Here is a 22,426-nt window from a genome sequence, read left to right on the forward strand (position 1 = left end):
TAGGTCGGGTTAGCCCAAAGGGCGTAACCCGACGGGTCTGGTACCCACCCAAGGCCGAAAATGCAGCGCCGTCCCCGGCTCCATAAGTGGTCCCCGGCACGTCGGGTTACGCTACGCTAACCCGACCTACTGAACGTGGCCGTGACTTTCACGCTAGCCGCCGGTCATGGACATGAAGCGGACGATCTTGTCCGGATTTTCCTTGAACTCGTGGCGCTCCGGCTTCAGCGCGATGGCTTCGTGGATCGCGTCCTCGATTTCGGTGTCCGAGCAGCCCGCGCGCAGCCTGGGCCGCAGTTCCAGCTTGTGTTCGTTGCCGAGGCAGGTGTAGATGGTGCCGTCGACGGACAGGCGGACACGGTTGCAGGTGGCGCAGAAGTGTTGTGAGATCGGCGTGATGAAGCCGATGTGCAGATCGCTGCCGGCCACCTGCACGTAGCGGGCGGGACCACCGCCCGGCATCATCCCCGGAAGCAGCTCGAACCGCCGCGCCAGGCGGGCCTTGACCTGCTGCAGGTCGACATAGTGACCGGTCGCCTGGCGCCCGGTGTCGCCCATCGGCATGGTCTCGATGAAGCGCAGGGTGAACCCGTGTTCCAGGCAGAATTCGACGACGTCCTCGACCTCGTCCTCGTTGATTCCGCCCAGCACCACCATGTTGATCTTGATGGGGCGGAAGCCCGCGGCCTTCGCGGCCATCAGGCCGTCCAGCACCTTTTCCAGCTTGCCCCCGGTGATCTCCTTGAAGACCTCGGGCTTCAGCGAGTCCAGGCTGACATTGATGCGGCGCACGCCGGCAGCGAAGAGTTCGTCCGCAGAGCGGGCCAGGCGGGTCGCGTTGGTCGACATCGAAATGTCGTCCACCCCCGGCAGAGCCGAGAGACGCCGGGCGAGCACCGGCAGGTCCCTGCGCACCAGGGGCTCACCCCCGGTCAGGCGGATCCGCCGCGTGCCCAGGCGCGCGAAGGCCGCCATCACGCGTTCGATCTCTGTAAAGCTCAGCCAGTCCTCGGGCTCCTCGAAGTCACGGAAGCCGCGCGGCATGCAGTAGAAACACCGCAGGTCACAGCGGTCGGTAACCGATACCCGGACGTACTCGATCCGGCGGCCGAAGGGATCGGTGAGGACGGTTTCAGTCATAGATTCCAATCATAGTCCAAAAGCTGCCGACCGCCAGATCCCGGAGTAGGTACCCCGCAATTCCAGGAGCACAATTCCAGCACTTCCGGCACGGTTGCGGATCGCGTATAGTCGCCAGCGCTTCGGAACATCGCCCTGTGGAGAGAATATTTCCACGTATTTCAAGATCAAACATAAGACAGGAGGCAGGAGTATGGCTAAGGTCCTGATAGCCCAGGGTGGCGGCCCCACCGCCGTCATCAACCAATCAATGGTCGGCGCGGTGCTGGAATCGCGCAAGTTCAATAATGTGGAACTGGTCTACGGGGCCTTCCACGGTGTGCGCGGCATCGTCGACGAGGAATTTCTCGATCTCACCCAGGAGACCACGCACAATCTGGAAATGGTTGCCGAGACACCGTCCTCCGCACTGGGCTCGACCCGCGACAAACCGGACCTCAAGTACTGCCAGGAGATTTTCAAGGTTCTGAAGGCGCACGAGATCAGCTACTTTTTCTACATCGGTGGCAACGACTCCTCCGACACGGTGCGCATCGTCAGCGAGGAGGCCCACAAGGCCGGCTACCCGATGCGCAGCATCCACATCCCGAAGACGATCGACAACGACCTCGTCGAGAACGACCACACGCCGGGATTTCCGTCGGCCGCGCGTTTCGTGGCCCAGGCCTTCATCGGCGCCAACCTCGACAACTACGCGCTCCCCGGCATTTACATCGCCGTGGTGATGGGTCGTCACGCCGGCTTCCTGACCGCCGCCTCCGCACTGGGCAAGAAGTTCCCCGACGACGGCCCGCACCTGATCTACCTGCCGGAGCGGGTCTTCGACGTGGAAAAGTTCCTGGCGGACGTCAAGGCGACCATGGATCGTTACGGCCGCTGCGTAGTGGCGGTCAGCGAGGGTATCCACGATGCCGAGGGCGTGCCCATCGCGCTCAAGCTCGCGAAGAACGTCGAGAAGGATGACCATGGCAACGTGCAACTGTCGGGCACCGGTGCGCTGGCCGACATGCTCTGCGACGAGATCCGGACCAAGCTCGGCGTGAAGCGTGTGCGCGGCGACACCTTCGGGTACGTGCAGCGCTCGTTCATCGGCTGCGTGTCCGACGTGGACCAGCGCGAGGCGCGGGAGGTCGGCGAGAAGGCGGTGCAGTTCGCGATGTGGGGAGACATGGACGGGTCGGTCGTGATCGATCGTACGGGCTTCTACTCTTCCGACTACCGCCTGGTACCGCTGGAAGTGGTCGCGGGCAAGACCAAGGTCATGCCCGACGAGTTCATCGCCCCTTCCGGGACGGATGTGACCGATGCCTTCCGCATGTACCTGCGTCCGCTGCTCGGCTCGGGCATGCCCGACGCCTACCGGCTGCGCCAGAACCTGGTGTCCAAGGTGCTGGCAAAGTAGGGCAGGACCGCTTCGGCCCCGTGTTCAGGGGCCGAAGCCCCTGATCCCGATGCAGTGGGATGACGAAAAGGGCCCGCTCCGGATCTTCTCCGGGCGGGCCCTTTCCCGTTTGCCTGTTTACCGCCAGCCTGACCCTGCGCCCTGCTGGCCGTATCCTCAGTCGCCCAGGGCCTTGAAGATCTGGTCGCGGATGTCGGTGACCGAACCCACACCGGGAATCCGGACATACTTGGGCGCACCCGGTTGGCCGCTCTCGGCCCACTTCGAGTAGAACTCGACCAGCGGCTTGGTCTGGCTGTGATAGACCTCGAGGCGCTTGCGCACGGTCTCCGCGTTGTCGTCCTCGCGCTGGATCAGGTCCTCGCCGGTGACGTCGTCCTTGCCTTCCACCTTGGGCGGATTGAAGACCACGTGGTAGGTGCGGCCGGAGGCGGGGTGAACCCGGCGTCCGCTCATGCGCTTGATGATCTCCTCGTCCTCCACGTCGACTTCGACCACGTAGTCCAGGTCCACGCCTTGTTCCTTCAGGGCCTCGGCCTGGGGAATGGTGCGGGGAAAGCCGTCGAACAGGAAGCCGTTCGCGCAGTCGGGCTGCTGCAGCCGCTCCTTGATCAGGCCCAGGATGATGTCGTCGGACACCAGGCCGCCGGCGTCCATCACCTTCTTGGCTTCGACGCCGAGCGGGGTGCCGGCCTTCACCGCGGCGCGCAGCATGTCGCCGGTGGAGATCTGCGGGATGTCGTATTTCTCGGTGATGTACTGGGCCTGTGTGCCCTTGCCAGCGCCGGGGGCGCCCAACAGAATCAGTCGCATGTGTTCTCTCCTTTGGAAGGATGCCAGGTATGTTATGTTTCCGGGCCGGACGGCCCGTGCACTTCGGGGCGGTACAGTACAGGGTCTGCAGCGGCAGGCACAAGACTCAGGGCGAATGAGGGCGGTCGCGGGGCCGCTCTGCGCCGTATCCAGGAAGATGAGAGCAATGGCAACCGGTCCACGCGAAATCACCACACCGTTCCGCCCGATACCGCTGGCCATCCCAGACGGAATGAAGCCCAACGAGTTCTTCAACAGCACCGAAAACCTCGCTGACCTGGTGCACAACAACGGCCTTCTGTCGAACCCGGAGAATCTGCTGCTCTATCGCAAGGCCCTGGGGCACAGCAACGAGTTCGATTGCTCGATCATCTACAACACCTCCAAGGTGATCCTGGATCCGCTGGGTCGCCCGGTGCGCCGCACCCAGGTGCCGGACCGGGTGCTGCATGTGTGGAACCGCATGAACGGCATCATCATCGAGTACATGATGGAGCGTTACCCGGACCCGGCCGAGGCGCTGATCCTGGCCGGGGAGGCCAGCCTGGACGCGACCTGGCCGCTGACCGCTCCTGGGGTGCCGAGCATCCGCATGCTGCACAACCACTTCATGGTCTTCCCGATGAAGGACCTGCGCGCCGCGCCGCACGCCGACCCCGGGAATCCCAACCTGACCGACGGCGGCCAGCACAGCCTGTTCCAGGCGTACATGCGTGATGTCTACCGTGAGTTCTTCACCCGCGCCCTGGAGCTTCGGATACTGCGTCCCGTGGCCGACGGCGATGCCCGGCTGGATCTGACGGGTTACCCGCAGGGCCTGCCCAGCTGGGAGATCCTGGGCGGCGTGGAAGCGCTGAAGGACATCCGCTTCTGGCGCGAGTACGACGAGGTGCTAAAGGGCTTCCTGGACTTCTACCGCAGCTTCTTCAGCCAGGTGTCGACGCGTAATGCGTCGATGCCGGACGGGGTCCATTTCCCGCGCCACGTGGAAGAGGTGCTGCTGTTCGACAACGATTTCCTGAAGACGGCCAGGAAGGTCCGCGACCGCTGCATGACCGATGCCAGGTACGCCAACGCGATCCGCTGGCAGCCGGCGTTCAAGCAGCTGATCTACCGCAACGACGAAGGCCGCCTGATCGTGACCATCAGCCAGAATTCGATCGGCAATGCGATCACGGAGCTGCTTGGTGTCGTGGTGAACCGCGTGCCCGACGCCGAGGCCTACGCGGAACGCGAGCCGGCCCTGATCGAAAAGCTCCTGGAGGTGCGCCGCCGCCTGATCGAGGCAGACCTCGGCGACGGCATCGCCACCGACTACTGGCCGGCGGGGTAGTGCGGTCCCGATGTCTGAAAGCTGGAGCGAGTTCCCGCGCTCCAAGGGGAGGCATGGGCCACTGCTCCCGGTTGGCGCGCCCTGTGGAGTGCGGCGGCTTGCCGCCGCTTTGGGCGGTGGCGTGGTCCGGGTGTCTGCCTGAGAGCGGGAGCAAGCTCCCGCATTCCAGAGGGATTCAGGACACCGACTGGTAGTACAGGTTCTGCGGGTGGTTCGCCTGCGCAAAGAAGAACCAGCGCTCGGCCAGCAGGCCCAGATACTGGATCACGAAGGCGGCGATCAGCACGTTGGTCGGGTCCACCGTCATGACCATCGCCAGGGCGAGCAGCGCCGTCGGGATTGCGAACGCGCTGATCAGGAAGAGCCATTTCACCGCCCGCAGGAACGCGGGGGAGCGGTGGTGGAAGAACTCGCGTGTGTTGAACGAGCCACCCATGAACCCCTGGGACTTCTGCTGGATCGCCGGGTGCTTGATCCCGATCGCCGTCTGCAGCGTCGACTTGGGCTGGATGCGCGCGTTGCGAATCAGCGATGTCACACGGCCAACCAGTCCCAGCAGCGTCAGGATGATCGCCCACCCGGCCAGGAACGGCACCAGCCCGGTTTCGGCCCAGGCGGCCAGGGCGGTGGCGAGGGTGAAGCCGGAGGCTGCCCCGAGCAGCGTGTAGTTCACGACCGTCAGCGGCGAATGCCATTCCTGCAGGAACTTCACCGCCGCGTAGATCATTGCCGTGCTCACGAACAGCGCGAAGGCGAGCAGTGTGCCCAGAATGCCAAGCAGTACCGTCAGCAGCACGAAATTGTCGCCCGGAAGCACACCCAGCGGCGGGTTGAACTGCAGCCAGTGCGCCAGCCCGTAAAGGAAGACCATACCCATGAAGGCGGGCAGCACGATGACCTCGCGGGACAACCAGGACGTGCGCCACTTGGTCGCGGTGCGCCAGGCCCGTTCCGGGCGGCCCAGGTGGAAGAACGAGGCGAACAGACCGAGGCCCAGCAGGCCCAGCGACAGCAGGCTGCCGATGGCGAAGAAATCGGAGCCTGGCGCAGGCACGAGGCCGAGTTCGGCATAGGCCTCCACCGAGAACAGGGCGAGGAACAGGCCCTGTCCGGCTCCGATCAGGGTGGTCAGGAAGAGTACGGAAAAGGCAGGATGCATGATGGGTTCGTCCGTGGTTACCAGCTGGTGACGTCGTCGAGCGAGGGCTCGTCCCGGCCGGGCTTGGGCAGCTGACTATCGATCTTGAGCGGGTTGTCGGCGCGTTCGAGTTCGTCCTCGCGGACGGTGATCCGGGTCTTGCGCCGTGGCAGGTAGTGGTTCGCCGGCTTGGTGCCCCACTCGGGCATCAGCTGGTAGCCGCCATTCTCGCGGATCGCCTGCGAGACCACCGAATTCGGGTCGTGGATGTCGCCGTAGAGCCGGGCATTGGTGGGGCAGGCGCGCACGCAGGCGGGCTTGCGGTCCCATTCCGGCAGGTCCTGGTCGTAGATGCGGTCCACGCACAGGGTGCACTTGGTCATCACCCTGCGCTGCGCATCGACCTCGCGCACACCGTAGGGGCAGGCCCAGGAGCAGTACTTGCAGCCGATGCACTTGTCGTAGTCGACCAGCACGATCCCGTCTTCCTTGCGCTTGTACGAGGCCCCGGTGGGGCACACGGGCACGCAGGGCGGCTCCTCGCAGTGCAGGCAGGACTTCGGGAAGTGTACCGTTTCCGTATTCGGAAACTCTCCGACCTCGAAGGTCTGCACCCGGTTGAAGAAGGTGCCCGTGGGATCCGCGCCGTAGGGGTTCATGTCGACCAGCGGACCGGCTTCTCCGGAGGTGTTCCACTCCTTGCAGCTGGTGACGCAGGCCTGGCAGCCCACGCAGACATTCAGGTCGATGACCAGGGCGAGCTGGGTCATTTCTTGCCTCCTTTGGCAGCGAAGAAGTTCCAGATCCGCGGCCGCTTGGCTTGTCCGGGATACGGCTTCATGGTGTCGAACTGGGGCGAGGTCACCTCGGGTTCGTCGGCGCCGGCCTTGTAGATGCGGACCCGCACGTCGTACCAGGCGGCCTGGCCGGTCACCGGGTCGGAGTTCGAAATGGGGCCCTGTGCTCCTCCGGGCAGTTCCTCGGAGATCAGGTGGTTCAGCAGGAAGCCCTTGCGCGACTCGTTGGCCTGCGGGGTCAGGTTCCAGGCACCCGCAGCCTTGCCGATCGCGTTCCAGGTCCAGACGGTGCCGGGCTCAACGGCTTCCGAGTACTTGGCCATGCAGCGGACCTTGCCCCATTGGCTTTCGACCCAGATCCAGTCTTCGTCGTCGATTCCGGCGGCCTTCGCGGTGCGCGGGCTCACGAACAGCAGGTTGTGGGCGTGGATCTGCCGCAGCCAGGCGTTCTGGGAATCCCAGGAGTGGTACATCGCCATCGGTCGCTGGGTGACCGCGGCCAGCGGGTAGGTGTGCTTGTCGGTGGCCTGGCACTCGAGCGGGTCGTAGTAGAACGGCAGCGGGTCGAAGTACGTCTCGACGCGTTGCGCCAGGTGCGCGGGCGGCCGGCGCGACACGCCCTTGCCCTGCGCCGCGGCGCGGAACTTCATCAGCACCTCGGAGTAGAGGTGGATCAGGATCGGCTCCGCGTAGCGGGTGATGCGGTTGCGCTGCGACCACTCGAGGTAGCCCTTGTTCCAGTTGCGCATGTACTGGTAACTCTTGGGCAGTTCGTAGTGGAACACGCAGTTGTTCTTCGCGTACATCTCCCACTGGTTCGGGTTGGGCTCGCCGCGCAGGGACTTCTCGCCGCCCTTGCCGCGCCAGCCGGCGAGGAAGCCGATACCGGAACCCGGCTCGGTCTCGTAATTGATCACGAAGTCGGGGTAGTCGCGGTACTTGCGCTTGCCTTCGGGGGTGGTGAAAGCGGGCAGTTGCAGCCGCGAGCCGAGCTCGATCAGCACTTCCTGGAAGGGCTTGCACTCGCCCTTCGGCGGTACCACGGGAATGCGTACCGAGTCGATCGGGCCGTCGTATTCGGAAATCGGGCGGTCGAGCATCGACATCACGTCGTGGCGTTCGAGATAGGTCGTGTCGGGCAGGATCAGGTCGGCGAAGGCCGTCATTTCGGACTGGAAGGCGTCGGCGACGACCAGGAACGGGATCTTGTATTCGCCGTTCTCGTCCTTGTCGTTCAGCATCTTGCGCACATCGACCGTGTTCATGGTCGAGTTCCAGGCCATGTTGGCCATGAAGATCATCAGGGTGTCGATCTTGTAGGGGTCGCCGCGCCAGGCATTGGTGATCACGTTGTGCATCATGCCGTGCACCGCCAGCGGGTACTCCCAGGAGAAAGCCTTGTCGATGCGCACGGGGCCGCCCTGCTCATCGACGAACAAGTCGTCCGGGTCGGCCGGCCATCCCAGAACCATGCCGTCCAGCGGCTGGCCGGGCTGCACGGCCTCGGGACCCTTCGGCGGGCGGGCGCAGGGCGGGATCGGACGCGGGAACGGCGCCTTGTGGCGGAAGCCACCGGGACGGTCGATGGTCCCCAGCAGCGACATCAGGATGGCCAGCGCGCGGATGGTGTGGAAGCCGTTGGAATGGGCCGCCAGACCGCGCATGGCATGGAACGACACCGGGTTGCCGGTCACGCTGTCGTGCTCCACGCCCCAGGAATCGGTCCAGGCGATCGGCAGCTCGATGCGCTGGTCGCGGGCGGTCACGCCCATTTCGTGCGCCAGGCGCCGGATCGTGTCCGCCGGGATACCGGTGATGCGCGCCGCCCACTCGGGCGTGTATTCCTGCACCCGGTCCTGCAGCAGTTGGAAAGCAGGCTTGGCCGAGGTACCGTCCTGCAGATGGAATTCGCCGAGCAGGTAGGGATCGGCGTCCGGGGTGTGGGTGACCACGGGGCGGTCCGATTTCCGATCCCACCAGAGCTTGTCCTGCGGGTCGTAGCAGCCCTCCTCCTCGTCCCCCGCGACCTCGGAGCGCAGGAACATGCCGAACTCGTCGTTCGCCTCGTCCACGTTCACCAGCTGGCCGGCGTTGCTGTAACGCACCAGGAAGTCACGGTCGTACAGGCCCTTGGCGATGATCTCGTGGATGATCGCCAGGAGCAGGGCGCTGTCGGTACCCGGGCGGATCGGCACCCACTCATCGGCGATGGCCGAGTAGCCGGTACGCACCGGGTTGACGGAGATGAAACGGCCGCCGTCGCGCTTGAACTTGGAGATCGCGATCTTCAGCGGGTTGGAGTGGTGATCCTCGGCGGTGCCGATCATCACGAAGAGCTTCGAGCGATCGAGGTCGGGACCCCCGAACTCCCAGAACGAGCCGCCGATGGTGTAGATCATGCCTGCGGCCATGTTCACCGAGCAGAAGCCGCCGTGCGCCGCGTAGTTCGGGGTGCCGTACTGCTTCGCGAACAGGCCGGTGAGGGCCTGCATCTGGTCGCGGCCGGTGAACAGCGCGAACTGCTTCGGATCGGTTTCGCGGATCCTGCCCAGGCGCTCGGCGAGAGTGTCGAAGGCCTCGTCCCAGGAGATCGGCTCGAACTCGGCGGCGCCACGCTCGGCACCCGGCTTGCGGCGCAGCGGCTGGGTCAGCCGGGCCGGGGAGTACTGCTTCATGATTCCGGAGGAACCCTTTGCGCAGATGACCCCCTTGTTGATCGGGTGATCGGGGTTGCCGTCGATGTAGCGCACCTCGCCGTCCCGCAGATGCACGCGGATGCCGCAACGGCACGCACACATGTAACAAGTGGTATTTTTGACTTCCTGCGAGGGGGTCTGTGCCATTATCAGCAGCGCCTTGAATGATAAGTAAATTACGATATACTCCGCGCAGTATGCCGGTGCGGTGTGGGTCCGACAAGGCAATTTTTTTTATCCATCCATAAGCACCCAAGGAATGTGGACATGCCCGAGCCGATCCCCGACTTCGCGCAAAACATGCGTCACGCCGCTACCCGGACCCTGCTGGAGCGCAGCATGCACTGGCATCCCGCTCACGAGCGGGCGATCAAGCGCCTGTCGGACGGCCTGTCCTCGGTCGCGGACGGCGGCAAGCGGAGCAGCATATGAAGGTCTGCATCGTATCGGACAGCCACGACCGCGGCCCGATGCTGGCACGGGCGATCGAGGCCGGTGCCGCCGAGGGTGCCGAGGCGGTGATCCACTGCGGCGATCTGATCGGCGGGAACACCCTGAAGGCCTCGCTGAAGCTGGGCCTGCCGATCCACGCGGTGCACGGCAACAACCTCGGTGATCCGGTGGCGATCTCGCGCATTGCCCACGAGTCCAACGGCCTGCTGACCTATTACGGGCACGACGGGATCATCACCCTGGGCGGACGGCGCATCTTCGTGACCCACTACCCACACTACGCCCACGCAATGGCCTGCACCGGCGACTACGACCTCGTCTGTTGCGGGCACAGCCACGAACCCGAGATACGGCAGCAGCCCCACGTGCAGAACGGTTCGACCTGGGTCGTGAACCCCGGTACCGTCGCCGGTCTCGGCGCTCCCGAGGCCACCTGGGCCATGGGCGACCTCGACAGCATGACCTTCGAGATCCGCCTCACGCCGGAAGAGGTCAGGGCCGAGGTCTAGATCCAGGTCTGTCTGGGTCTGTGGTCGGGGCTGTGCCGGAGGCCGCGCAGCCGTCCCTCCGACAGCGTACCGGCCAAACACTGGGCCCCGGAGTCTGGACAGTGCCACGCTCGGACCGGCCTTTTATCCACAATGGGAGGGTTGGCTTGTCAGCGTGCGTCCAGCAGGGCATCTTTGAAGGCTTTCCCTGGATGGAGAGGACGCGATGACCGCAGAAAACCCGCACAAGCCCCTGCCTTCACGCAAGGCGGAACCCGGAACCGATCTCCAGCAGGTGACCGAGGGCGCGCCCCAGGTGACGATGTCATCCTCGGCGCTCTGCGTGATGACCGACTTCCGAAAGGTCCCGGTGGCCACCATCGGTCCCGATGCCACACTGAGCCAGGCGACCGAGGAAATGATCGCCAGTGGTGTCCGTCTGCTGATCGTGGTCGAGGCGGAACGCGTGCTCGGGCTTATCACCGCGCGCGATACCCAGGGGGAACGGCCGATCCAGATCGTGCACGAACGGGGAGTGCGATACCCCGACCTAAGGGTGCGCGACCTGATGGCTCCGCTCGAGACCATGGATCTTCTGGATCTGGGTCGCGTGATGCACGCCGAAGTGGGCGACATCGTCACGACGCTGAAGAACTGGGGGCGGCAGCACGCCCTGGTTGGGGAGAGGGACCCGGACACCGGTGCGATGCGCATCCGGGGGATCTTTTCGGCCACTCAGATCGGCCGCCAGTTGGGCCTGCAGGTTCAGACTTTCGATGTTGCCCGGACCTTCGCAGAGATCCAGGCCGCCTTGTCGAAGTCCTATTGACCCGGGTCCCGGACGACTGCGGGCGGGGAGGCCCTGCCCGCAGTCACCGGGGGTCCCCTTATTTCCGATCGAGGCTCTGGTAGTAGTCCATCAGGATCTGGGCCACTTCTGGGCGGGAGAATTCGGGCGGCGGTGCCTCGCCCCGACCCAGCATCTCGCGTACCTTGGTGCCGGAGAGGAGTACGAAGTCCTCCTTGGTGTGATCGGGTACATCGCGCATCATCACAACGCGGTTGAGCTTCTTGGAGTAGGCGGTGTGGTCGGCGCGGAAGATCTCGATCTCCAGTGCGTCAGGAGGTACTTCGGCGTCGAAGATGGTCTGGGCGTCGAACGCACCATAGTAGTCGCCGACCCCTGCGTGGTCGCGACCGATGATGAAGTGGGTCGCTCCCATGTTCTGGCGGAACAGCGCGTGGAGGACTGCCTCACGGGGTCCTGCATAGAGCATGTCGAAGCCGTAGCCGGTGATCATCACCGTGTTCGGGGGGAAGTAGAGCTCGGCCATCTTGCGGATGGCGGCGTCACGAACCGGGGCCGGGATGTCGCCGGCCTTCAGTTTGCCCAGCAGCATGTGAATCACCACGCCGTCGGTCCCGAGCTGATCCATCGCCATGCGGCAAAGTTCCTCGTGGGCGCGGTGCATCGGGTTCCGGGTTTGGAACGCCACCACCTTCTTCCAGCCACGCTCGGTGATCTCGTTGCGGATCTCGACGGCAGTACGGAAGGTGTCGGGAAAGTCATCCTGGAAGTACGAGAAGTGCAGCACCTGAATGGGGCCCGAGACGCAGACGCGACCGACGCTGTTGAAGGCGGCGACGCCGGGGTGTTCGGGGTCGGTGGTGCCATAGACCTTCTGGGTCATGACCTCCATCTGTTCCGGGGTGAACTCCTCAATGGCCTCGACGTCCTGAATGGCGAGGACCGGGTTGCCTTCCATGTTGGGGTCACGCAGGGCGATCCGCTTGGCCCCGCTGATGGCGTCGGCATTCTCCAGCAGGTTGACGACCGGGACCGGGAAGAAGAGGCCGACGGTGGTCCTCATGCTCTCAGCGCAGCCCATGGCGTCGGCGACATTCATGAAGCCGGTGAGGGGGGTGAAGTAGCCACCCCCCATCATCACGGCGTTACCGGCGGCAGCAGAGCTGATCAGTACGGAAGGGAGGGTTTCGGCCTCCTGCATGAGGGCATGGTGTTTTTCGGTGTCGTAGATGAAGAGGGGCTTCAGGGCCTCCGCACCGTGTGGCTTGATCATAGGACTCTATCTCCTGCCGCGTATGAATGTTGAGGTAGCATGGATCAGCGGCGTCGCCGCTGTGTCTGTGTTGGCCGGGTCGCCTTCCCCCGCGCCGGTTCTCACGAGAACAAACGGCCGTAACGTAGCACAAGATCGGGCATGAGGGGCCGGGCGTCTTAATCAGCACACGCTGATGAACTCCTGCCATTCCCGGCGCTGTCGCGGTCCAGCCGCGGGTACCTGCCCTGCCGCGGGCTCCAATGAATGCGGTGAACCGAGTCCGGCCGCGCGGGTCTCATCCGTGTGACACCGCCCGAGTCCTGGGTTGCCCGCCTCGGGCCCGTGCCAGCCTCTGCACGGTTCGCGACGGCCGGAAGCCGTCGCGCCAGCATGCCAATCGGGCTCAGGCTCATAAGCAGGGCTTATGGGCGATCAAGAAACTTTGATTTGATTCGAAATTTCGCATAGCCCAGACTCGGCGGGTCATTTATGAGACACCGAGGAGACTTCAGCCCGTGATCACTAGCAACCCTTTTGCCGAACTTGCCGCTGTCATTCCGCCGGCCGCAATGCAGACCTACGTCGTGTTGATGGTCCTCCTGGCCGCCGGCGGCACGATTCTCGACATCCTCCACAAGAAGAGCGCCAAGTACTTCTTTGAGAATGCCAAAAAAGCCCAACAGGACGCAACGCGCAGCGTAGGCACCGGTGAAAAGGTCGGGATCGCACTGAAGACCGTTGGGAAGGAAGTTCTGACCTCGGGCGAGTTCGATAATCAGCAACGCCGGATGTCCCACCTCCTGACGATGTACGGCTTCATCCTGCTGGTTGTCACCACGGCGATCCTGATCTTCGGCTACGCGGCTGATCCGGCGCCTGCGATCATCCCTCTGCTCTGGCACTTGGGCGCACTCATGCTGGCCGGGGGTGGTTACTGGTTCTGGTTCGGCATCCGTGTCGACGTTTCCTCGGAAGGGAAACCCTGGTACCAGTTGGAGCGTGCCGACCTGTTCATCGTTTCGCTGCTGGCGACCGCGACCTTCGCCCTTCTGTGGTCGTTCACCCAGGGCTTCGGAGCCATCAACTGGCTGTTCTTTGCCCTGTTCGTCGCTGCCACTACCGCCCTGTTCGGCACCGTCTACTGGTCCAAGTTCGCCCACATGTTCTTCAAGCCCGCCGCGGCTTACCAGAAGCGCCTCACCAAGGCTGACGGATCAGCGGAGAATCTGCCCACCATCAGCCGTGCTGAGCCTGAACAGCAGCAACGTCATTCCATGGAACTGCTGCGGGATGCGCCCATGGACATGGGCCTGGGCATCAAACGCGAAGCGCCCAACCACTACTAAGCCAGTCAACTGATCAACAGAATTGATCGAGGATTACCATGCCAACTTTCGTATACATGACCCGTTGCGATGGCTGTGGATACTGCGTTGATATCTGCCCTTCAGATATCATGCATATCGACAAGACTTATCGCCGTGCCTACAACATCGAGCCCAACATGTGCTGGGAGTGCTTTTCCTGCGTGAAGGCCTGCCCGCACGACGCCATCGACGTCCGCGGCTACGCCGATTTCGCCCCGCTGGGGCACAGCGTGCGCGTCAAGCGTGACGAGGAGCGGGGCACCATCGCATGGAAGATCAAGTTCCGGGACGGTAGGGAAAAGAATTTCCTCTCCCCGATTACGACCAAGCCCTGGGGCAAGCACATTCCGAAACTTGCCGAGGTGCCTGCGCCGAGCAAGGAAATGCGGGACAGCCAACTGCTTTTCAACGAGCCCAAGTACATCCGCCTCGATGAAGGTGATCTGTACTCGCTGAAAGATGCTGGTCTGAAGTTGAAAGAAGGGGTGTACTACTAATGGCATACGAGACTATCGTTGAAGACAACATCGATATCCTGGTCTGCGGCGCAGGTCTGGGTGGCACGGGCGCAGCCTTCGAAGCCAGGTACTGGGGGCAGGACAAGAACATCGTCATTGCCGAAAAGGCCAATATCGACCGTTCCGGTGCGGTGGCCCAGGGCCTGTACGCGATCAACTGCTACATGGGTACCCGCTGGGGCGAGAACAACCCGGAAGACCACGTCCGCTACGCGCGGATCGACCTGATGGGCATGGTGCGCGAGGACCTGCTGTTCGACATGGCACGTCATGTCGACTCCGCCGTGCACCAGTTCGAGGAGTGGGGTCTGCCGTTGATGCGCGATCCCAAGACCGGCGGTTATCAGCGTGAAGGCCGTTGGCAGATCATGATTCATGGCGAGTCCTACAAGCCGATCGTCGCCGAGGCCGCGAAGAAGTCCGCTGACAAGGTCTTCAACCGCATCTGTGTGACGCACCTGTTGATGGACGAGTCCAAGGAGAACCGGGTTGCCGGCGCCGTTGGTTTCAACGTCCGCACCGGCAATTACCACGTCTTCAAGTCCAAGGCGGTCGTTGTCGCTGCCGGCGGCGCATCCATGATTTTCAAGCCCCGTTCCGTCGGTGAGGGTGCCGGTCGGGTCTGGTATGCACCATGGTCGTCCGGTTCCGCCTACGGGCTGCTGATCGACGCCGGTGCCAAGATGACCCAGATGGAAAACCGCATCGTCCTGGCCCGCTTCAAGGACGGCTATGGACCGGTCGGCGCTTACTTCCTGCACCTCAAGACCCGTACGCAGAACTGTAACGGGGAAGAGTACGAGTCCAAGTGGTGGCCGCAGCTGCAGGAAATGGTCGGCAAGGAGTATCTGGATCCGGAAGTCTCTCACGCGACCCACCGGCCCATTCCGACCTGCCTGCGCAACCACGCTTTCATCAACGAGGTGAATGCCGGCCGTGGCCCGATCCACATGATCACCATGGAAGCATTCCAGGACCCGCATCTCGAAGAAGTGGGCTGGGAAAACTTCCTCGGCATGACCGTCGGGCAGGCCGTTCTCTGGGCCGCAACCGATGTCGATCCCAAGAACGAAAACCCTGAGCTGACCACGTCCGAGCCTTACGTGATGGGGTCGCATGCGACAGGCTGTGGCGCCTGGTGCTCCGGTCCGGAAGATATCTCGCCCCCCGAGTATTTCTGGGGCTATAACCGGATGACGAGCGTGGAAGGTCTCTTCGGTGCCGGCGATGCCGTCGGTGGAACGCCCCATGCTTTCTCGTCCGGTTCGTTCACCGAAGGGCGTCTGGCAGCGAAAGCGGCCTGCAAGTACATCGATGACGGCAAGGCCCAGGGTATTCGCGTTTCGGACAAGCAGATCGAGGACCTGAAGGCCAAGATCTACAAGCCGATGGAGCACTACAAGATCTACCGCAACGAAGTGGTTGCAGGTTCGGTGAACCCGAACTTCATCAACCCAAGGCAGGGTCTGGACCGCTTGCAGAAGTTGATGGATGAGTACTGTGGCGGCGTGACCGTCAGCTACATGACCAACGAAAAGCTGCTCAACATCGGTCTCAAGAAGATGAAGGTTCTTGAGGAAGATCTGGAGAAGCTTGCAGCCGAGGATTTCCATGAGCTGCTGCGCGCCTGGGAACTCAGGCACCGTGTCCTGACTTCCGAAAGTGTTTTTCAGCACACGCTGTTCCGTAAGGAAACCCGTTGGCCGGGTTACTACTACCGTGGTGATGTGATGAAACTCGACGACGAGAACTGGCATGTTCTCACCGTTTCCCGTCGTGATCCGAAGACGGGCGAGTACACCATGGAGAAGGCGCCGTGCTACCACTTGGTCGGCACCGACGAGTGATAGGCACCTGCGGCGGGAACTCTGCATTTCCCGCCGCATCTTCAGGAATCAGGGAAGACCAACGCGCTCTCGCGTTGGTCTTCTTTTTCAGTCGCAACGTCCAGGACTTTTAAAATGACTAGCGCAGATGACGCTTCGGCAACCCCGGGTTCGCCGATGAACATCATCGAGCACTCCGATGAAGAGATCACGGCATTCGCCCACCCCATGTGGAGCGACCTGATCAAGCATTCCAACGAGGGTGACTACGGCAAGTTCACCAGAAAATTCTCCTACAACCTGGTGTTCGGCCTCAATGAAGTCGAAGTCGGTCACCAGTTCGTCAAGAGCGAACTGACCAGGAACCTGAGCGAGGATTGGGATTTTCTTGGCATCATTCGCCGGGGCGAACACGTCACGGTGCTGTACCGCGTCAGAAGCACCGCGAAAGCTGGCGAATGGCTCGGACGCATGGTTCTCGGCTACGAGGAAGGAGAAGTGCGGATTTTCGGTGCCTCCATATTCTGATGCTACGGACCCTGTGATGACAAAAGATGTTATCGAAAACGGCAAGTACGTTGAATTGACCTATCAGGTCATTGACAGAAAGTCACGCCAGATATTGACCGCGGTGGAGTTCCCGTTGGGTTACGTCCACGGCGTCAACGAAATATTATCGCCCCCGGTGATGGCCGAGCTGGAGGGCAGGTCGCCGGGCGACGTCATCGAGGTGCCGATCGACTGCAACGCGATTTACGGTCCGCGGGACGAGTCCCTGGTCATTACCGATCACATCGAGAACGTTCCCGAAGAGTACCGCGAGGTTGGTATGGCCATCCTGATGGAGAACGACAGGGGCCAGACCAAGAGCTTTCTGGTCACGAGGGTCGACGACACAAGCGTGACCATCGATGGCAATAATCCGCTCTGCGGCAGGGATGTGATTTTCAAGCTGGAAATTCGCTTGGTTCGTGATGCGACCGACGAGGAAATCCAGCACGGAGGCAAGGTCGAGACGGGGCCTGAAATCAGTAGTGGGCGCATGAAACCGATCTGAAATGCGGCCGAACCGTTCCGACCGAGTGTGCCGGTGGCGCCCGGAAGGGTGACGAGGCGCCTTGCGGACGCTGTAGAAATTATGCCGGAGCCGCACGCATGGTCCCTCTGCTCGAGGGCCTTCGTACCGGCGGGGTTCGTGCGCGGCCCGGTCTGTCAGTGAGTTGGGGGGCTGACATCGGCTTTTCCATACCCCCTTTTTCGATTGCAACGAGGTGAATCATGAGTGGACCAGCCGCTAAAAAACGCCCGGAAGTTCCGGACGGCAAGACGCGCTATCTGACGACCCGGCAGAAAGAGCCGACCGAAAAGGGCTACATCGGGTACGACACCATCTGGGAATCGTTTCAGAAAGAGGCCAAATACGAGACGCCCAAACAGCCCTGAGTTTGACGGCCGCGCGAGATCGCCAGGGCGCGCGGCCGGCTTTAGCCCTCATGGCGAGGGCCGACCCCCGATCAGGAAGGCCCTGAGGCGTGTGGTCGCTGTAGCGTAGAGCGGAACGCAGGACCTCCGGCACGGCCCTCTCCTGCCGGCCGGTTCGCAGCGGTCGATCGTGTGCGGACTTTACGAAGACCGTACCAGCACGGAGACCAGGAACATGCACGAGTACAGCCCGCTCGACGATATGGGTGGACAGCCCGCGCAAGGCTCCGGAGTCAAACCCCTGCAGGCGCTTGGAATCAGTCTCCGCTGGGTCAGTGGGGGCGTGGGTCACCGCGACTGCAGGGTCGTGCCGCGACCGGAGCCGGCGAGCCAGTCGCCTGGGCTGCGGGAATGGCTTGGCAGCGCTGCGGGCGGGTGCCCCTTGACCAGGGCCATCGCACCCGGCGCATTGCTGCCCGACTGGAACGAGGATCTCCTCCGCAGCGTTCCCGGAGGGTTTTTCCGGAGTATCCGGGGGCGCATCACCGTTCAACCCAGGGCGGGACGTTTCTATCCAGGGCATTTTCTTGCCGGGGCCCCGGGGGTCCCGGAGGGGTCGACCGCTTTTCGGATCGCCGCGATCAGTCCGGACGGTGTGATGACCGTCGATTTCAATCACCCGTTGGCGGGGATCGACCTGGAGTTGGAATTGCGGGTGGTCAATAGCGACCCGCCGGGGAGCCCGCCGGGAGACCTGGGCAGGGCCGCCGTGATGAACGGACCTGGGATGCAGGCGCGCTGGCGTGACCAGCCGACCGATTTTCTCCACGGTGAAGCCCTGGCCAGGGGCGATGACGGTCCGGATTCGGCCTTTTACGCGGTCCCCAGAATGGTGCAGCACCTGGACGATACGGCCCTCGATCGAATTCGACACGTCTACCGCGGCCTGCTGCCCAAGGGTGGAGTGGTGCTCGATCTGATGAGCAGTTGGACTTCTCACCTCGATCCGGCGCTTGCGCCGCAGCGGGTGGCCGGCCTGGGCATGAACGCGGACGAGTTGGCCGCGAACCCTGTGCTCACCGAGCGGGTGGTGCACGATCTGAACACCGATCCCCGGCTGCCCTGGCCCGAGGCGAGTTTCGACGCGGTGATCTGCACGGTATCGGTCGAGTATCTCACCAGCCCGGTCGAGGTCTTCCGCGAGATCCGTCGGGTGCTGCGCCCCGGTGGCCGTTTCGTGGCAACGTTCTCGAACCGGTGGTTCCCGCCGAAGGCGATCGCGGTGTGGGCGGAACTGCACGAATTCGAGCGCATGGGTCTGGTGCTGGAACTGTTCCTCCGGGCCGGCGGCTTCACCGGGCTCGGAACCTGCTCCCTGCGCGGGTTGCCGCGCCCTCCCGGCGACCAGTATGCCGACCGCCTGGCTACGTCTGATCCGGTGTACGCAGTATGGGGTGAGGCCTCCTGACGACGTTGGGACCGGGATTGCCGGGGAAAACCTCGTGAACGGTTGTGTCAGGAGGAGGTGGGGGGTGACCTGCGCGGTGGGCCGCGGCGATTGCCCGGTCCGCCTGGACTCCGACCGCGGCCCCCGCCTCCGCGGGGACCGCCACGGCCGCGCTCCTCGGGCTTGCGCCGTGGCCGTGGCGCCGGGCGGTTGAGTTGCTGCGGGAGATCCTCGGGGTAGAGCATCTCGGTCGGAATGCGGCTGCCCAGGTAGGTTTCGATGTCCGGAAGATAGAACGCGGAATCCTCGCAGCCGAAGCTGATCGCGTCTCCTGCCGCCCCGGCGCGGCCCGTGCGGCCGATCCGGTGCACGTAGTCCTCGCCCGATTGCGGCAGGTCGAAGTTGAAGATGTGGGTCACGTCAGGGATGTGCAGGCCGCGAGCGGCCACGTCGGTGGCCACGAGGTAGGCGTACTGCCCTTCCGCGAACTGGGCCAGCAGGCGCGTGCGCTTGGTCTGCGGCACGTCACCCGAGAGCAGGGCGGCATGCAGGTCGTTCGCGTTGAGCCAGTCGCAGACCCGCTCCGCCCAGTGCTTGGTATTGACAAAGACGATGGCCCGCTCGGGCTTCAGCTTCCTGGCCAGGCCGATCAGCAGCGGGATCTTCTGGTCGTTGGCGGGATAGTAGATCACCTGGTTGATGTTGTCGGCCGTGACCGTCTCGGCCTCGACCTGCACCTTTTCCGGGTTGTTCATGTGTTCGTACGCCAGTTCCATCACGCGCCACGACAGCGTGGCCGAGAACAGCATGGACTGGCGTTCCGAGGGTGGGGCGCAGCGGCGCAGCAGGTAGCGGATGTCCTTGATGAAGCCGAGGTCGAACATGCGGTCCGCCTCGTCGAGGACCACCACCTCGACCCGCTTCAGGCCGAAGACGTGCTGTTTGTGGTAGTCGATGATCCGGCCCGGCGTCCCGATCAGCACGTCGGCGCCGGCGCCGAGTTCCTCGCGCTGCTGTTCGTAGCCGGTGCCGCCGTAGGCGAGGGCGAACTTCAGCCCCGTGTGCCTGCCCAGCAGCAGGGCGTCCTTGTGGATCTGTATGGCCAGTTCGCGGGTGGGTGCGAGCACCATCATGCGCACGTCGTTGGCCCGCCTGTCCGCAGCCGGTGGGTGGCGCAGCAGGCGGTTGAAGGCCGCGACCAGGAAGGCGGCGGTCTTGCCGGTCCCGGTCTGGGCCTGGCCGGCGACGTCGTGCCCGGCGAGCGCGATGGGCAAAGTCTCGGCCTGGATCGGCGTGCAGTACTCGAAGCCCGCGTCCCGGACGCCCTGAAGTACGGGTTCCGGAAGGTCGAAGCCTTCGAAGCGGATGCGGGACTTGTCGGCCTCGGTCATGTGTCTCCCATGGGCAGGTACCCGGTAAACTTGAATTCACCCGTGAATCTGGCGGATAGTACGGGGCGACGGAGGGCGCGCATTCCGTGCCCCGCAGCCAATCGACGAGGATACGGAGTGAGCGAAAACATTCATCATATCTCGGATGCCAGTTTCGAGGACGACGTCCTGAAATCGGACCGGCCAGTGCTTGTGGACTACTGGGCCGAATGGTGCGGGCCCTGCAAGATGATAGCCCCGATTCTCGACGAGATCGCAGAAGAATACGACGGCAAACTCAGGGTTGCCAAACTCAACATCGACGAAAATCCCGCGACGCCCCCGAAATATGGCATCCGCGGCATCCCTACGCTGATGCTGTTCAAGGATGGTGACGTCGAGGCGACCAAGGTCGGTGCGCTGAGCAAATCCCAGCTGACTGCCTTTCTCGACCAGCACCTCTGAGGCCCGGTCCGGCCGTTTTTCCCGGCCGGCGACCTCGCCCGCTTCGGATTCCTTTATAATAACGCTTGCCTGATTGCTCGGGCTCCCCTATATTCCGAGGGTGCGCCCCTAGGCGGCGCGCCCCGCCCCCCTCAGAAACCCGCAGCAACCGAACCGGTTGCCGGGCTATCCCGCATCTACATCACGTTTGAACAGCACCCTAATGAACCTCACCGAATTGAAGCAGAACACGGCTGCAGAGCTTGTGGCCATGGCCGAGTCCCAGGGCATCGAGAACATGTCCCGCGCCCGCAAGCAGGACATCATCTTCGCCCTGCTGAAGGCCCACGCCAAGAATGGCGAGCCGATCTTCGGCGACGGGGTGCTCGAAATCCTCTCCGACGGCTTCGGCTTCCTGCGCGGAGCGGACAGCTCCTACCTGGCGGGCCCAGACGACGTCTACGTCTCACCCAGCCAGATCCGGCGCTTCGGCCTGCGCACCGGGGACACCATCTCCGGCAAGATCCGTCCGCCCAAGGACAGCGAGCGCTACTTCGCGCTGCTGAAGGTCTCCGAGATCAACTTCGAGCCGCCCGAGGCGGCCCGGCACAAGGTGTTGTTCGAGAACCTGACTCCGCTGCACCCGAACCAGCGCATGCGCATGGAGCGCGGCAACGGCTCCACCGAGGACATCACCGCACGCGTGATCGACATGGTCGCGCCCTTCGGCAAGGGCCAGCGTGGCCTGATCGTGTCGCCGCCGAAGGCCGGCAAGACCCTGATGCTGCAGAACATCGCCCAGAGCATCGCCACCAATCATCCCGACAGCTACCTGATCGTGCTGCTGATCGACGAGCGCCCCGAAGAGGTCACGGAGATGACCCGGATGGTGCGCGGTGAGGTCGTGTCCAGTACGTTCGACGAGCCCGCGACCCGGCACGTGCAGGTCGCCGAGATGGTGATCGAGAAGGCCAAGCGCCTGGTCGAGCACAAGCGCGACGTCGTGATCCTGCTCGACTCGATCACCCGCCTGGCACGCGCCTACAACACCGTGGTTCCCAGTTCCGGCAAGGTGCTGACCGGCGGTGTCGACGCCAACGCCCTGCACCGGCCGAAGCGTTTCTTCGGCGCCGCGCGCAACATCGAGGAGGGCGGCAGCCTGACCATCCTCGCCACCGCGCTGGTGGACACCGGGTCCAAGATGGACGAGGTGATCTACGAGGAATTCAAGGGCACCGGCAACATGGAGATCCACCTCGACCGGCGCATCGCGGAGAAGCGGGTATACCCCGCCATCAACGTGAACCGCTCCGGTACCCGCCGCGAGGAACTCCTGACCGATCCCGACGAACTGCAGAAGCTGTGGATCCTGCGCAAGTTCCTGCACGGCATGGACGACACCGAGGCCATGGAGTTCCTGCTGGGCCGCATGCAGTCCTCGAAGACCAACGCCGACTTCTTCGACATGATGCGCCGCGCCTGACGTGAGCGTGAAAGTCAGCGTGAAAGTCACGTCCCAGTTCTGTAGGTCGGGTTAGCGCAGCGTAACCCGACGTGCCGGGGCCGACGCTGCTTTGCGGCCATGGGTGGGTGCGAGACCCGTCGGGTTACGCTGCGCTAACTGTCATGGACTCGGAGCGCGCCACCCCGAATGATGAAAGCACAAGCGCCTATGGAGTGCGGCGGCTTGCCGCCGCTTTGGGGAGCCG

Annotated in this window: 22 protein-coding genes; 14 read left to right on the top strand and 8 right to left on the bottom strand. The window is 63.5% G+C overall.

Annotated features, from left to right (window positions below):
- Window positions 1-153 precede the first annotated feature (153 nt).
- Window positions 154-1,140, bottom strand: a complete 987-nt coding sequence (moaA, locus tag EA346_RS10300) for a GTP 3',8-cyclase MoaA (RefSeq protein ID WP_296758285.1) — start codon at window positions 1,138-1,140, stop codon at window positions 154-156.
- 193 nt (window positions 1,141-1,333) lie between these two features.
- Here moaA and EA346_RS10305 point away from each other — a divergent pair, with 193 nt between their 5' ends.
- On the top strand, window positions 1,334-2,542 hold the full coding sequence (locus tag EA346_RS10305) for a 6-phosphofructokinase (RefSeq protein ID WP_296748596.1): 1,209 nt from the start codon (window positions 1,334-1,336) through the stop codon (window positions 2,540-2,542).
- Between the two features lie 156 nt (window positions 2,543-2,698).
- Here the strand turns inward: EA346_RS10305 and adk are convergent, their stop codons facing one another.
- The gene (gene adk / locus EA346_RS10310; RefSeq protein WP_296758287.1) at window positions 2,699-3,355 is read right to left on the bottom strand and encodes an adenylate kinase; all 657 of its coding nucleotides are present in this window, start codon (window positions 3,353-3,355) and stop codon (window positions 2,699-2,701) included.
- 166 nt (window positions 3,356-3,521) lie between these two features.
- Here adk and EA346_RS10315 point away from each other — a divergent pair, with 166 nt between their 5' ends.
- A complete protein-coding gene (locus EA346_RS10315) occupies window positions 3,522-4,688 on the top strand; it encodes a hypothetical protein (RefSeq protein ID WP_296758288.1) in 1,167 nt (388 codons plus the stop codon).
- 175 nt (window positions 4,689-4,863) lie between these two features.
- On the opposite strand, the gene EA346_RS10320 is transcribed toward EA346_RS10315, so the two are convergent.
- The 3 genes from EA346_RS10320 to EA346_RS10330 are packed head-to-tail and all read right to left on the bottom strand — an operon-like array spanning window position 4,864 to window position 9,466.
- Entirely contained in the window at window positions 4,864-5,847 is a 984-nt protein-coding gene (locus tag EA346_RS10320; protein ID WP_296758289.1) for a DmsC/YnfH family molybdoenzyme membrane anchor subunit, read from the bottom strand.
- A 17-nt stretch (window positions 5,848-5,864) separates the two neighbouring features.
- On the bottom strand, window positions 5,865-6,596 hold the full coding sequence (locus tag EA346_RS10325) for a 4Fe-4S dicluster domain-containing protein (RefSeq protein ID WP_296758290.1): 732 nt from the start codon (window positions 6,594-6,596) through the stop codon (window positions 5,865-5,867).
- The gene (locus EA346_RS10330) at window positions 6,593-9,466 is read right to left on the bottom strand and encodes a molybdopterin oxidoreductase family protein (RefSeq protein ID WP_296758291.1); all 2,874 of its coding nucleotides are present in this window, start codon (window positions 9,464-9,466) and stop codon (window positions 6,593-6,595) included. Before EA346_RS10330 ends, EA346_RS10325 begins: the two co-directional genes overlap by 4 nt.
- Window positions 9,467-9,586: 120 nt before the next feature.
- Between EA346_RS10330 and EA346_RS10335 the strand changes: the two genes are divergently transcribed.
- The 3 genes from EA346_RS10335 to EA346_RS10345 all read left to right on the top strand — a co-directional run bounded on the left by EA346_RS10335 (window position 9,587) and on the right by EA346_RS10345 (window position 11,089).
- Complete coding sequence (locus EA346_RS10335; protein WP_296758292.1) at window positions 9,587-9,751, top strand: hypothetical protein; 165 nt, start codon at window positions 9,587-9,589, stop codon at window positions 9,749-9,751.
- Window positions 9,748-10,281 (top strand): metallophosphoesterase family protein, encoded by a 534-nt coding sequence (locus EA346_RS10340; RefSeq protein WP_296758294.1) that lies wholly within the window; start codon window positions 9,748-9,750, stop codon window positions 10,279-10,281. Before EA346_RS10335 ends, EA346_RS10340 begins: the two co-directional genes overlap by 4 nt.
- A 205-nt stretch (window positions 10,282-10,486) precedes the next feature.
- Window positions 10,487-11,089 carry a CBS domain-containing protein gene (locus tag EA346_RS10345; RefSeq protein WP_296758297.1) on the top strand — a complete coding sequence of 201 codons (603 nt, stop codon included), beginning with the start codon at window positions 10,487-10,489 and terminating at the stop codon, window positions 11,087-11,089.
- Window positions 11,090-11,147: 58 nt separating this feature from the next.
- Here the strand turns inward: EA346_RS10345 and sat are convergent, their stop codons facing one another.
- Complete coding sequence (gene sat / locus EA346_RS10350) at window positions 11,148-12,341, bottom strand: sulfate adenylyltransferase (RefSeq protein ID WP_296758299.1); 1,194 nt, start codon at window positions 12,339-12,341, stop codon at window positions 11,148-11,150.
- A gap of 551 nt (window positions 12,342-12,892) precedes the next feature.
- Here sat and EA346_RS10355 point away from each other — a divergent pair.
- Genes EA346_RS10355 through aprA form a run of 3 tightly spaced genes read left to right on the top strand, consistent with a single transcriptional unit; the run spans window position 12,893 to window position 16,055 of the window.
- Window positions 12,893-13,669 (top strand): adenylyl-sulfate reductase, encoded by a 777-nt coding sequence (locus EA346_RS10355; RefSeq protein ID WP_296758315.1) that lies wholly within the window; start codon window positions 12,893-12,895, stop codon window positions 13,667-13,669.
- 38 nt (window positions 13,670-13,707) lie between these two features.
- Window positions 13,708-14,187 (top strand): adenylyl-sulfate reductase subunit beta, encoded by a 480-nt coding sequence (gene aprB, locus EA346_RS10360; RefSeq protein WP_296758302.1) that lies wholly within the window; start codon window positions 13,708-13,710, stop codon window positions 14,185-14,187.
- Window positions 14,187-16,055, top strand: coding sequence for an adenylyl-sulfate reductase subunit alpha (aprA, locus tag EA346_RS10365; protein ID WP_296758303.1), 1,869 nt, complete (start codon window positions 14,187-14,189; stop codon window positions 16,053-16,055). The genes aprB and aprA overlap by 1 nt, the downstream gene beginning before the upstream one ends.
- Window positions 16,056-16,096: 41 nt before the next feature.
- Here the strand turns inward: aprA and EA346_RS10370 are convergent, their stop codons facing one another.
- Window positions 16,097-16,222, bottom strand: coding sequence for a hypothetical protein (locus EA346_RS10370; RefSeq protein WP_296758304.1), 126 nt, complete (start codon window positions 16,220-16,222; stop codon window positions 16,097-16,099).
- On the opposite strand from EA346_RS10370, the gene EA346_RS10375 reads away from it, so the two are divergent.
- The 4 genes from EA346_RS10375 (at window position 16,212) to EA346_RS10390 (ending at window position 18,924) form a co-directional block, all read left to right on the top strand.
- The gene (locus EA346_RS10375; protein WP_296758306.1) at window positions 16,212-16,562 is read left to right on the top strand and encodes a hypothetical protein; all 351 of its coding nucleotides are present in this window, start codon (window positions 16,212-16,214) and stop codon (window positions 16,560-16,562) included. The two genes, EA346_RS10370 and EA346_RS10375, sit on opposite strands and share 11 nt — an antisense overlap.
- A gap of 16 nt (window positions 16,563-16,578) precedes the next feature.
- On the top strand, window positions 16,579-17,091 hold the full coding sequence (locus EA346_RS10380) for a peptidylprolyl isomerase (RefSeq protein ID WP_296758308.1): 513 nt from the start codon (window positions 16,579-16,581) through the stop codon (window positions 17,089-17,091).
- Window positions 17,092-17,312: 221 nt separating this feature from the next.
- Entirely contained in the window at window positions 17,313-17,477 is a 165-nt protein-coding gene (locus tag EA346_RS10385) for a hypothetical protein (RefSeq protein ID WP_296758309.1), read from the top strand.
- Between the two features lie 214 nt (window positions 17,478-17,691).
- Window positions 17,692-18,924: a methyltransferase domain-containing protein gene (locus tag EA346_RS10390; protein ID WP_296758310.1), complete on the top strand. Its 1,233-nt coding sequence runs from the start codon at window positions 17,692-17,694 to the stop codon at window positions 18,922-18,924.
- A 47-nt stretch (window positions 18,925-18,971) separates the two neighbouring features.
- On the opposite strand, the gene EA346_RS10395 is transcribed toward EA346_RS10390, so the two are convergent.
- Complete coding sequence (locus EA346_RS10395) at window positions 18,972-20,294, bottom strand: DEAD/DEAH box helicase (RefSeq protein ID WP_296758312.1); 1,323 nt, start codon at window positions 20,292-20,294, stop codon at window positions 18,972-18,974.
- A gap of 117 nt (window positions 20,295-20,411) precedes the next feature.
- On the opposite strand from EA346_RS10395, the gene trxA reads away from it, so the two are divergent.
- Together trxA and rho are read left to right on the top strand one after the other, a co-directional pair.
- On the top strand, window positions 20,412-20,738 hold the full coding sequence (trxA, locus tag EA346_RS10400) for a thioredoxin TrxA (protein ID WP_296758314.1): 327 nt from the start codon (window positions 20,412-20,414) through the stop codon (window positions 20,736-20,738).
- A gap of 202 nt (window positions 20,739-20,940) precedes the next feature.
- On the top strand, window positions 20,941-22,200 hold the full coding sequence (rho, locus tag EA346_RS10405) for a transcription termination factor Rho (protein ID WP_296750005.1): 1,260 nt from the start codon (window positions 20,941-20,943) through the stop codon (window positions 22,198-22,200).
- The last annotated feature ends 226 nt before the right edge of the window (window positions 22,201-22,426 follow it).

The sequence above is a fragment of the Thioalkalivibrio sp. genome (assembly GCF_007692535.1).
GTDB lineage: Bacteria > Pseudomonadota > Gammaproteobacteria > Ectothiorhodospirales > Ectothiorhodospiraceae > Thioalkalivibrio.